The 11,975-nt window shown below is 31.1% G+C and carries 10 protein-coding genes; 9 read left to right on the top strand and 1 reads right to left on the bottom strand.

Features of this window, described 5'->3' with window-relative positions; all coding sequences use genetic code 11:
- Position 1: 1 nt before the first annotated feature.
- The 9 genes from AABD74_RS06975 (at position 2) to rpe (ending at position 11,140) form a co-directional block, all read left to right on the top strand.
- On the top strand, positions 2–748 hold the full coding sequence (locus tag AABD74_RS06975) for a LytTR family DNA-binding domain-containing protein (protein ID WP_232676806.1): 747 nt from the start codon (positions 2–4) through the stop codon (positions 746–748).
- Between the two features lie 188 nt (positions 749–936).
- Positions 937–1,188 carry a hypothetical protein gene (locus tag AABD74_RS06970; protein WP_232676809.1) on the top strand — a complete coding sequence of 84 codons (252 nt, stop codon included), beginning with the start codon at positions 937–939 and terminating at the stop codon, positions 1,186–1,188.
- Positions 1,189–1,379: 191 nt separating this feature from the next.
- Positions 1,380–2,123, top strand: a complete 744-nt coding sequence (locus tag AABD74_RS06965; protein ID WP_406845077.1) for a hypothetical protein — start codon at positions 1,380–1,382, stop codon at positions 2,121–2,123.
- A 5-nt stretch (positions 2,124–2,128) separates the two neighbouring features.
- On the top strand, positions 2,129–4,918 hold the full coding sequence (locus AABD74_RS06960; protein ID WP_406845076.1) for a TonB-dependent receptor domain-containing protein: 2,790 nt from the start codon (positions 2,129–2,131) through the stop codon (positions 4,916–4,918).
- A gap of 3 nt (positions 4,919–4,921) precedes the next feature.
- Entirely contained in the window at positions 4,922–6,100 is a 1,179-nt protein-coding gene (locus tag AABD74_RS06955) for a DUF4249 domain-containing protein (protein ID WP_406845075.1), read from the top strand.
- Between the two features lie 110 nt (positions 6,101–6,210).
- Positions 6,211–7,347, top strand: a complete 1,137-nt coding sequence (locus AABD74_RS06950) for a DUF4249 domain-containing protein (RefSeq protein WP_406845074.1) — start codon at positions 6,211–6,213, stop codon at positions 7,345–7,347.
- A 14-nt stretch (positions 7,348–7,361) separates the two neighbouring features.
- Positions 7,362–9,062 carry a hypothetical protein gene (locus AABD74_RS06945; RefSeq protein WP_406845073.1) on the top strand — a complete coding sequence of 567 codons (1,701 nt, stop codon included), beginning with the start codon at positions 7,362–7,364 and terminating at the stop codon, positions 9,060–9,062.
- 173 nt (positions 9,063–9,235) lie between these two features.
- A complete protein-coding gene (locus tag AABD74_RS06940; RefSeq protein WP_007804760.1) occupies positions 9,236–10,099 on the top strand; it encodes an RNA polymerase sigma factor RpoD/SigA in 864 nt (287 codons plus the stop codon).
- Positions 10,100–10,477: 378 nt separating this feature from the next.
- Complete coding sequence (rpe, locus tag AABD74_RS06935; protein WP_406845072.1) at positions 10,478–11,140, top strand: ribulose-phosphate 3-epimerase; 663 nt, start codon at positions 10,478–10,480, stop codon at positions 11,138–11,140.
- Here the strand turns inward: rpe and AABD74_RS06930 are convergent.
- Positions 11,117–11,896 carry a DNA/RNA non-specific endonuclease gene (locus tag AABD74_RS06930; RefSeq protein WP_406845071.1) on the bottom strand — a complete coding sequence of 260 codons (780 nt, stop codon included), beginning with the start codon at positions 11,894–11,896 and terminating at the stop codon, positions 11,117–11,119. The two genes, rpe and AABD74_RS06930, sit on opposite strands and share 24 nt — an antisense overlap.
- Positions 11,897–11,975: the final 79 nt, after the last annotated feature.

Genomic DNA, 11,975 nt, shown 5'->3' with positions numbered 1-11,975 from the left:
AATGGATAATATTAATGTTTTAATTATAGAAGATACTTTAGAGCAGAGTGATGAACTTGTAAAAGTATTGCTGGACAACAATTATAATGTTGCCGGAGTTGCCGCAAACTATACAGATGCATTAAAACTTTTTTATGAAAAGCCTGTTGATATAATTATAATTGATGTTTTCCTGGATGGAAAACCTGACGGAATAACTTTTGCAGAGTCTATTAATATAATTCCTCATGCATCTAAACCATTTGTTTTTTTAACAAGTTCTCAGGATCGCCAGATTTTTGAAAGGGCAAAACTTACCAGACCTTTCAGCTTTTTAATGAAACCTTTTAATGAACTTGAAATTTTGTATGCCTTAGAAATGGCCGTCGAAAAGTTTTATGAGCAGACCAATGTCTTTTTGAGTGAAGAACAAAATACAGTTATCAGTAATGATTCTTTATTTATTAAAAAGAAAAACTCATTGAAAAAAGTTGCACTTGAAGACATTCTGTATATTGAAGTTGAAGAACGTTACTGCAATATTATAACCGAAAAAGAAAAATTTGTAATCCTAATTTCATTGACTAAAATCAGCGATTTATTAGACAAAAATAAATTTATAAAAACGCATCGCAATACGATCGTAAATACGGATAAGATAGAAGAAATTATTCTTGCAGATAACCTTATTATCCTCAAAGGAAATCATAAAATAAATTTGAGTGATACCTACAAAGATTTTATAAAAAAGATGAATATTTTATCTTAATTATATTTCACCTCAAAATTATATCCTCTTTTCAGGAGGATTTTTTTATGCTTATTTGAAAGAAAAAACTTTAAGGCAGCAAGCAATTTATGGGATTCATGACACAGAAAAAGGGTTTCGTGACATTTTCACACTTATAGAATGAGATCAAAATTACTTTTATCTCTCCTAAATCAAAATAAAAATAGATGAAGATAGCGTTAACGAGAAACCCTGAAATGAAACTTTTACCAACTATAAAGAAAATTAAAAACAATCCGTGGGTTGGAGTTGTTGTTTCTTTGGCTATTATTATTCCTTGTTTATATAAAATTTTAGACGATGTTACAGTTTTAAGATTAGAATATATCTTACTGGCCGTTGCATTTCCAATTTATATAAGATCGCTAAAAAAAATATTCGACGAAATCCTTGATAAGACTGATGATTTCTACGATTGAAACTTAAATATACAATTCTAACTCCAATCAAATTATTCGTTAAAAACCCTAAATCACAATGATGATTTAGGGTTTTTGTTATTAATAAAATAAGAAATTATCACATTTTAACAGATATGTGTTTTGTTTATAACCTTTTTTTAATAAATTTGAAAACCCCCCAAAGCAAATCACTAAAACCATCAAATCCTTTGAAAAATTATCAAAAAAAATCCGTTTTCCTTATTTTATTTGGGTTATTATTAAACATTCATATTATTCATAGTCAAACAAATAATGATGTAAATATTTACAATTGGTTTGACAAAACTGTTGGAAAAGATAATCTTGATCTTAATAACGGAACACCACACATTAATCCGTACAGAACAATTGGAGACAGCCATTTGTATTTAATAAACAAATATGAAATTGGAAAAATCAATTACGAGGGGCAAAAATATTATGAAGTAAAACTTAAATATGACATCTACAGAGATATTTTAGTTTTAAATCCATACGGAGAATCTGAAAATATTGGAATAAATCTTATTCAAAACAAAGTTGAATCTTTTACTGTCCAGGATAAAAATTTTGTCAAAATCGACAAAAAAATTGAAACAGTTCCAGAACTTACCTCTGGTTATTATGAAGAAAGTAAAATTGCACCGGGTTTTACATTTTACATCAAGCATCATAAAGACCTTCAAAAAACAGTATTAGAAAACGGCGTATTCTATACTTTCAAAGAAAGTAATTCATTTTTTATTGATCTAAAAAACAATATTTCTGTAATCAAGGGCAAAAATGATATTATCAAACTATTCCCTGAACAAAAAAAACAAATCAATGGGTTTTATTTAATGAATAGAGAACTGCAAAAATCTGACTTAAATCAATTTATGAAAAATTTGATGAAATACATTTCTAATTCTCTTTCAATTCAAACTAAATAAGACAAATGAAAAAAATTTTACTCGCCTTTGTTATTTTATTCTCATTTCAATTGTCTATAGCGCAGAACTCGAGTGAGAAATTATCAATTACATTTAAAGATGAAACTTTAGAAAATGCAATAAAACGTATTGAGACAGCGACATCGTACAAATTTTACTTTGATCCAACCTGGGTTAATTCAAACAAAGAATTGATTTCCGGAGTTTATACTGATGCAAAAATTGATGATGTCCTAAATTCAATTTTAAGCAAAACTGATTTGAATTATATTGTACTGAAGAACAAAGTGATTTTAACGCTTAACAGTACAATTCATGATACTTTACCATCGAATTATTTTACCGATGCTCCTGTCGAAACGACGAATCAAAATAATGGAAATGATCACTCAGACAATCCGGTTTTTTATCAGCAGTATGATTCTTTAAACAGCTATAGCGTAACAAAAAAAGCTTCGATCATATTTATCGGAAAAGAAAACAAAGATTCTGTTAAGAAAAATTATACTGTTTCTGGTACTGTAAGAAATGAAGAAACAGGAAAAGCAGAACAAAACATTTATATTAAAGTACGAGGAAAAAGCATCAATACATCTAGTGATCTTGATGGAAATTATACTTTACAGCTTCCGCGAGGAATAAATGTTATTGAAGTAAAATCATTAAGCCATAAAGAAGTTGTGAGAACTTTAATGGTTTATGATGATGGTAAATTTGATATTGGTATCAATGAGAGATCAAATCAATTAGATGAAGTTGTAATTAAAAAGAAAGGACAAAAAACAACTGAAACTACAGTTTCAGGGTTAGTTTCTATTGATATTGAAGGAATTAAAAATGTTCCTTTAATTCTTGGAGAAAGAGATATTTTAAAAGTTGCTACAACATTTCCTGGTATTAAAACTACCGGAGAAGGATCTGCAGGATTTAACGTAAGAGGCGGAAAAGACGATCAAAACCTTATTCTTTTAGACAATGCTGTTTTATACAATCCGCAGCACTTTTTAGGGTTTTTCTCGGCTATAAACCCTTATACAGCAAAAAAAGCAGATATTTATAAAGGAAGTATTCCGGCAGATTTTGGAGGAAGGTTATCCTCTGTATTTGACATTACAACCAAAAACGGAAATCCGGAAAAATTCTCAGGAGAAGGAGCAATTGGACCTATAACATCAAATTTAACGCTTAGTACACCAATCCAGAAAAATAAATCAAGTATTATTTTTGGAGGTCGTGCAACGTATTCGGACTGGATTTTAAAATCTCTTGACGATGAAAATCTTAAAAACAGTCAGGCAGGATTTTATGACGGAATTCTTAAATATAACAATCAAATCAATGCCAGCAATAATCTTGAAGCAACTGCTTATTACAGCCACGATCGCTTTAGTTTAAGTTCAGATTCAATTTATAAATACAGCAACAGACTTGCTTCTTTAAAATGGGATCATACTTTTAGCAAAAAAAGCAAAGCAGCTTTAATTTTTACAAACAGTGAATACAAGTTTAACATCGATTATGATTCAAACGACATCAATTCATTTGACTTTGGATATAAAGTAAACGAATCTCAATTGCAGTTAAAACTGAATTATCAGCTTAATCCAAAACATACTTTGTCTTATGGTATTGCAAGTAAATTATATAACATTTCGCCAGGTTATCAGCATCCAAAAAAACCTGAAGCAACTTTAATTTCAACGGATATTGAAAAAGAAAGAGCACTCGAATCAGCCATTTATTTAGCCGATAGTTATAAATTTAGTGATAAACTATTAATTGATTTAGGATTAAGATATTCCTATTATGCCTCTTTAGGAGAAGCAGATGTAAATTCTTATCAGGCCGGTCTGCCTTTAAGCGACGAAACCGTAACCGGAACAACACATTACGGAAAAAACGAAGTAATAAAAACATATGGCGGACTTGAACCTCGTTTGGCTGCTCGTTATTTTATTACAGAAGATTTTTCTATAAAAGCGGGTTATGATGTAACACGTCAATATATTCATCTTTTATCAAGCAATGTAACACAATCTCCAACAGACACCTGGAAATTATCTGATTCTAACGTAAAACCACAAACTGCACAGCAAGTTTCTTTAGGTCTTTTTAAAACATTAAAAGATGAAGAATATGAAGTTAGCTTAGAAGGATATTACAAAAAATCTAAAAATATTCTTGATTATAAAGTTGGGGCACAGCTTCTGTTAAATCAAAATGTCGAAACAGAATTACTGCAAGGTGAAGGAAAAGCGTATGGAGTTGAGTTATTATTAAAGAAAACAACAGGAAGGTTAAACGGATGGATTGGTTATACTTATTCTCGTACTTTAATAAAACTTGATAGTCAGTTTAGTTCTGAAATTGTAAACAATGGTAACTTTTTCCCGGCAAATTTTGACAAACCTCACGATTTAAGTGCAATTTTAAATTATAAATTTACAAAACGTTATAGTTTATCTTCAAACTTCTTATACCAAACAGGAAGACCAATTACGTATCCAATTGGAACGTTTCAATATGGAAATTCAGAATATACATTATACAGCGACAGAAATGCTTATAGAATTCCGGATTATATTCGTTTAGACATTGGTCTTAACATCGAAGGAAATCATAAAATTAAAAAGTTAGCACATAGTTTCTGGAACATTTCAATCTATAATGTTTTAGGAAGAAATAATCCATATTCAATTTATTTTGTAACTGATCAAAATGGAAAAGTAAAAGGATATAAAACATCTATTTTCTCAATTCCTGTTCCAAGTATTACTTATAATTTTAAATTTTAATAAATGAAAAATTATAAACTATATAGTATTCTTTTTCTCTTTTCAGCTTTTATTTTGAATAGCTGTACAGAAGCTTATCCGTTATTAACGAATACCTATGAGGAAGCATTAGTTGTAGAAACTACAATAACAAATGAGCTTAAAATTCAGGAAATAAAACTTACTAAATCTGCAAGATTTGAAGATGAAAAGTATCTTCCCGAAAGCGGAGCTGAAGTTTACATAACCGACAATTCAGGAAACAGATATGATTTTGAAGATCAGTCTGATAAATATGTATCGACCGCAGCGTTTCAGGCCGTACCCGGAACGCAGTATCAATTACATATTAACACGAAAGACGGCAGATCTTTTGAGTCATCTCCGGAAATACTTTCGACCGTGACCCCAATGCAAAGCGTTAAAGCAGCTATAGAAAAAGATAAAGACGATAAAAGAGGAGTCGGCATTAGAGTAAACAGCTTTGATTCCGGCAATAAATCGCATTATTACAGATATGAATATGAAGAGACATACAAAGTTATAGCCCCAAAGTGGGTTCGTACTAAAGCAGTTATCAATGCAAATGGAGCGCTGACTTTTATTGAAAATGATCCTAATACAAGAATTTGTTATGGAAATAAAAAAAACACAAACCTGCTTTTATTAAGTACCACTGATTTAAAAGAAGATCGTGTTGATTATCTGGTTCGGTTTATAAGCGATCAGGATTATATAATCACAACCAGATACAGTATATTGGTAAAACAATATGTCGAAAGTTTAGCAGCATTTAATTATTACAGCACCCTAAAAAAAACATCTGGAAGTACAAGTATTTTATCTCCAACACAACCCGGAATTGTGTTGGGTAATTTAAAATCTATAAAAAATACAAACGATAAAATTATTGGATATTTTGATGTAGCATCTGTATCAATTGAAAGAATTTATTTTAATTATGCAGATTTATTTCTTGGTGAAGCTCCCCCTCCTTTTTATACGGATTGTCAGGAATTTTGCTATGCTGACTATCCTTTCAGTCCTGATCCATGTACACATTCCGGCGGTTTTTATGACGACTTAATGATGGATAAAATCAGCTATTATTTAAATGGGAGATTCTATTATTGGGTAAATACACCATGCGGAGATTGTACCACAATTGCATCAAATGTAAAACCAACGTTTTGGGTAGATTAAAAAATATAAATTTCAAAAATAAAAAAACAAACTTTCCAGCTTTAGGGCACGAAAAAATTGTTACGAATAAAATCATGAATATGTCCCTCAATAAAATAGTATTAATTCTAATGATCTGTTTTTTTGTAAATGGTTGTACAGAAACATATCCTTTGCTTACAAATACTTATGAAGAAGCAATAGTTGTTGAAGCCAATTTGACAAATGAACTTAAAATTCAACAAATTAAGATAACAAAAACTGCCAGATTTGAAGATAAATCGATTCCGGCAGAAAGCGGTGCTCAGGTAACGGTTAAAGACAATCAAAATAATCAATATCTATTTGAAGAAAACTCGGGAGTATATGTTTCACAAACAGCATTTCAGATTTTACCAAACAGACAATATACTTTAGAAATTAAAACCAAAGACGGAAAAGTATACGAATCAAGTCCGGAAACACTTCCTGCGGTAAATCCAATTCAAAGCATAGTTCCAACGGTTGTAACAAACAAAGACAATCAAACCGGAGTTCAAATCAATGTTAACAGTTATGATCCTGCCAGAACTTCAAAATATTATCGTTTTGAATATGAGGAAAGCTATAAAATTATAGCACCAAGATGGTCCTTATCTAAATTAGAAGTAACCGGACCTCAATCTGTACAGCTTGTGCCTAACTCATCAAATACCAGAACTTGTTACGCCGAAAAAAATTCAACAGATATTATTTTATTAAATACAAATGATCTGAGCGAGGATCGTGTAAACTTACCAATACGATTTATTGAAGAAGATAATTACATCATCGGTCATCGATATAGTATTTTAGTCAAACAATATGTTGAAAACTTAGCTGCTTATACTTTTCATAAAACAATGAGGGATATAGCTGGTTCAGGTAGTATTTTATCTCCAAAACAACCTGGAGTTCTTTCTGGAAATATAAAATGCATCAGCGATTCTGACACAAAAGTTATTGGCTTTTTTGATGTAACATCAGTTTCAGAACAAAGAATCTTTTTTAATTATAATGATTTATTTCCGGGCAAACCGGCTCCGTATTTTAATACCTGCGAAGACATTCCTTTCCTGTTTTGTTTCGCCGGAGAAGATTGCAGCGGAGAATCTATGATTTATAATGTTGAACAAAATTTAATGACATATTCCTCAAATGCCGGCATAAATTACATTTTAGTAGATGTCGTATGCGGAGACTGTACATCATTTTCATCTAACGTAAAACCTTCATTTTGGATAGACTAAAACACATATTTTTATTGTTTGTATTAATTAATACACAATTAAGCAGCGCACAACAAACAATCGCAGTAGATGAAACTGTTTTCATTCATACAAATGCAGCAACACTTGTTTCTGGTGAAACTTTGCTGTACAAAATCTATTGTTTAAAATCTTCTGATAAAACGCCAAGTAATATTAGCAAAACTGCTTATGTAGAATTGGTTGATGATAGTAAAAAATCAGTTTTTAAAACAAAAATTTCTTTAGAAAATGCAAGCGGTCAGGGCGATTATTTCATTCCTACAACTTTAAAAACAGGAAGCTACAAACTAATTGGCTACACAAACTGGATGCTGAACAAACCGCTTTCTGAGTTATTTCAGTTAAACATTAATATTGTGAATCCTTATAAAGTTGATGAAAAAACTGTTACTGCAAACATTTTAGCAAACGGATCAAATACGTCTGATGAAAATTTAACAACCGAAAATGTTTCAATTAAACTGAATAAAAAAACATTTACAAACCGCGAATTTGTTGACTTAAAAATTCAGTCCTTAAACAATAATTTCGTAGACGGAATTTATTCACTTTCTGTTCGAAAATTAGACAACATTCCAACCCAAAATCAAATTTCTGCTGTAAAATTTGCTTCAAATACTTCTTATCCTATTGTATTAGACTTGCAAAAGCAAGATCAAAAAATAATCCTGCCAGAACTTAGAGGCGAAATTATTTCGGGAAAAATATCTGCAAAAAATAGTAGTGATCAAATTGAAAATATTTCAGTAGGATTATCTATTCCCGGAAAATCATTTGCTTTTGAAGTTGTAAAAACTGATAGTAACGGAAACTTTATTTTTAATATAAACAAAACATTTTACACGTCTAATATCGTTATTCAGATTATAGATGAAAAAGCAAAAAATTATGATCTTGTAATAAACAATGCGCCAGAGATAGATTACAGTCAAATATCATTCGAGAAAGACTCTAAATTATCCTACACTTTTAAAGAGAGCCTTTTAGAAAGATCAATTTCAAGTCAGGTTGAAAATGCTTATTATCATAAAAAAGTTGATAATATTGAAAAAGCTCCAACATCTGAATCTTTTTATTATCCAATTGCAAAAGAATATGTTTTAGATGATTATACACGCTTTAAAACTCTAAAAGAAACAATAACTGAGGTTGTCGTAGAAGTTTATTCAAAACAAAAAGAGGAAAAATTTTATCTACACGTAAATGATCCAAGTATATTTCCACAGCTTCCAGAATCTGCACTTGTTCTTGTTGACGGATTATATTTAGAGAACCAAAACGATCTTATTACCTACAACATGAAAAATGTATATAAGATTGAAGTTATCGTTGGAAGATATTATGTTGGGGCAAAGTCATTTAATGGTTTAATTAGTTTTACAACTTTTGATAGAGATTTTAAAAGCACTCAAACAGGATCTTCAATCTCAAAACCAATTATTTTAAGACCGCAGCCAAAAAAAATATACAACAAAGTAAAATACGAAAATACTGCTGACAATCAAAGAATTCCTGATTTTAGAAATCAATTATTCTGGAATCCTGATGTTCAGTTAAACCAAGATTCTGAAACTTCATTCTATACTTCTGATCTTTCCGGTACTTTTGAAATAAGACTTGAAGGTTTTACTAAAAGCGGAATTCCGGTTTCTATCAAAGAAAATATTGAAGTTCAAAATACAGTTTCAAATTAATTGAAATAAAAATATTTCTTAGAAATATTCATAACTCACTCAAAACCTGTCTGTTTGCTAACAGGTTTTTTATTTTTTTTAAAAAACAAATTATTTTTGATACAATTTGTAACTTTTTTGGAACTTCATACGTATAACCACTTGTACACTTAAAAATTGAGGAGACAAATAACATGAGACAACTTAAAATCACCAAGCAGGTAACCAATCGTGAAACTGCATCGTTAGATAAATATCTACAAGAAATCGGAAAAGTTGACCTAATTACCGCTGATGAAGAGGTAGAATTAGCACAAAGAATAAAGGCTGGTGATCAAAGAGCTTTAGAAAAATTAACAAAAGCCAACCTACGTTTCGTTGTATCGGTTGCTAAACAATATCAAAATCAAGGATTAACTCTTCCTGATTTAATTAATGAAGGAAACTTAGGTCTTATAAAAGCTGCGCAGCGTTTTGATGAAACTCGTGGTTTCAAATTCATTTCTTATGCTGTATGGTGGATTCGTCAATCGATCCTTCAGGCCCTTGCAGAACAATCACGTATTGTACGTTTACCATTAAACAAAATTGGTTCTATCAATAAAATCAACAAAATGTATGCGTTATTAGAGCAGTCTAACGAGCGTCCGCCTTCTGCTGAAGAAATTGCAAAAGAACTTGACATGACAGTAAATGACGTAAAAGAGTCTATGAAAAACTCTGGTCGTCACTTATCAATGGATGCACCTCTTGTTGAAGGAGAAGATTCTAACCTTTACGACGTTTTACGTTCTGGAGAATCTCCAAACCCGGACAGAGAGTTAATTCACGAATCATTACGTACTGAAATCGAACGTTCGTTAGAAACATTAACTCCAAGAGAGGCAGATGTTGTTCGTTTGTATTTTGGCCTTGGCGATCAGCACCCAATGACTCTGGAAGAAATTGGAGAAACTTTCGACTTAACCCGTGAGCGTGTTCGTCAGATTAAAGAAAAAGCAATCCGTAGATTAAAACACACTTCAAGAAGTAAAATCCTTAAAACTTATTTAGGCTAATATTTAGTCTTAAAGTCTGAAAGTTATAAAGTCCAAAAGTCTCTTTTGACTTTAAGACATTTGACTTTCGGCTAAACAGTAAACAACAGTTTGATTGACTGTTCGTTTTTTGATTGATGATTGAAACTCCGGCTGATTACCGGAGTTTTTTATTTTATTGGACGTTTTTTTACCGCAAAGTTCACAAAGATTTTTTATATTGATCTTATAATAAAATCACTAAGTACTCAAAGCTTTGCGAACTTCGTATTCTTATAATTAATTTTCTAAATAAAACTTTGTGAACTTTGCGTAAATCTTAGCGCACTCCTTTGCGGTTAAATTACAATGTACAGCATAAAAAATTTATCTTTGCAAATAAAAACACACAACTACATAATGAAAAATACACTTATTGCTCCTTCAGTTCTTGCGGCAGATTTTGCCAATTTACAGCGCGATATCGAAATGATTAATAACAGCCAGGCCGATTGGTTTCATATCGATATTATGGATGGAGTTTTTGTTCCGAATATTTCTTTCGGAATGCCGGTTTTAGAAGCTATTTCAAAGCATGCAAAAAAATATATCGATGTACATTTAATGATTATTGACCCGGATCGTTATATTAAAACCTTCGCTGATTTAGGCGTTAATGGTTTAACTGTACATTACGAAGCCTGTACACATTTACACAGAACACTTCAGGCTATTAAAGCCGAAGGAATGAAAGCCGGAGTTGCGATTAATCCTCACACAAATATTGATTTATTAGAAGATGTAATAAACGATATTGACCTGGTTTGTATTATGAGTGTCAATCCAGGTTTTGGCGGGCAGTCGTTTATTGAAAACACTTACGATAAAGTAAAAAAACTAAAAGCTTTAATTACACGCAAAAACGCATCAACTCTTATCGAAATTGACGGCGGTGTAACCAATAAAAACGCAAAACAATTAGTAGAAGCCGGAGCCGATGTTTTAGTTGCCGGAAGCTTTGTTTTTAAAGCCGAAAATCCAATTGAAACAATTGCAGATTTAAAAGTCTTTACTGCTTTTTAGATTTTTCAGATTTGGAAAAAAGTCGATTCCTGTCATTTTTTCTAAAGTTTCAATAGGAACTACGAAATCATAAATTGGTTTGTCGCTGTCTTCATTCGGAACCAAAAAAGCAATTGCTTTATGTTCCTTTCCTGATTTAGCCAAAACAATTTTATAAAAATATTTAGGAACAGAAACTTTTTCTGTTCCTATTTTTTTATCTGACTCTTTCATGATTCCGCCAGTAACTACATAAATATCATTATATTTTCCAGCCCAATAACGTGTTTTTTGTTCAATTCTATTCCAGATTCCGCTGTTAAAATCATGCCTTTGAGGCGAAATATTAGAGGTATAGAAAGTATCATTATAAGCATCTTCACTAAATTCCATATCGCCGGCAGGACAAAGATGCCCTTTATCATAACCTGATTTTTTATAATTTCTCCAATCTGCAGAACCAGTAGAAACTTTGGGATCTTCAATAAAATACGGACGTTTGTAATTTCCATTTTTTAAGTATTCTTTCTTCAATTCATAAGCGACCCATTCAGCCTGCTCAAACTTTTCATTATAAGAAAGTGTATAATATTTATGTTCTACAATTTGATTTGTGGTCGAAGTTGGCCGATAGGCAGTCGGGTACAGTGAACCGGTACTGCTTTGGTCTGAAACAAATGAATTTTCTGCTTTTACTGCTTCAGCAACAGCTTTATTTTCCTTTTTACAAGAAAGCAGTACTAAACCAATCAGCCCGCAAACTAAAATATTCTTCATAAATTACTTTTATTTTTAAACTTAAAAAAAACGCTTCATAAATATTACTTTAAGAAGCGTTTTTAATAACAAATTAAAT

The sequence above is a fragment of the Flavobacterium soyae genome, assembly GCF_045348165.1.
GTDB classification, from domain to species: domain Bacteria; phylum Bacteroidota; class Bacteroidia; order Flavobacteriales; family Flavobacteriaceae; genus Flavobacterium; species Flavobacterium soyae.
The sequence above is the reverse complement of the archived record's forward strand: the minus strand, read 5'-3'. Positions and strand labels throughout refer to the sequence as shown.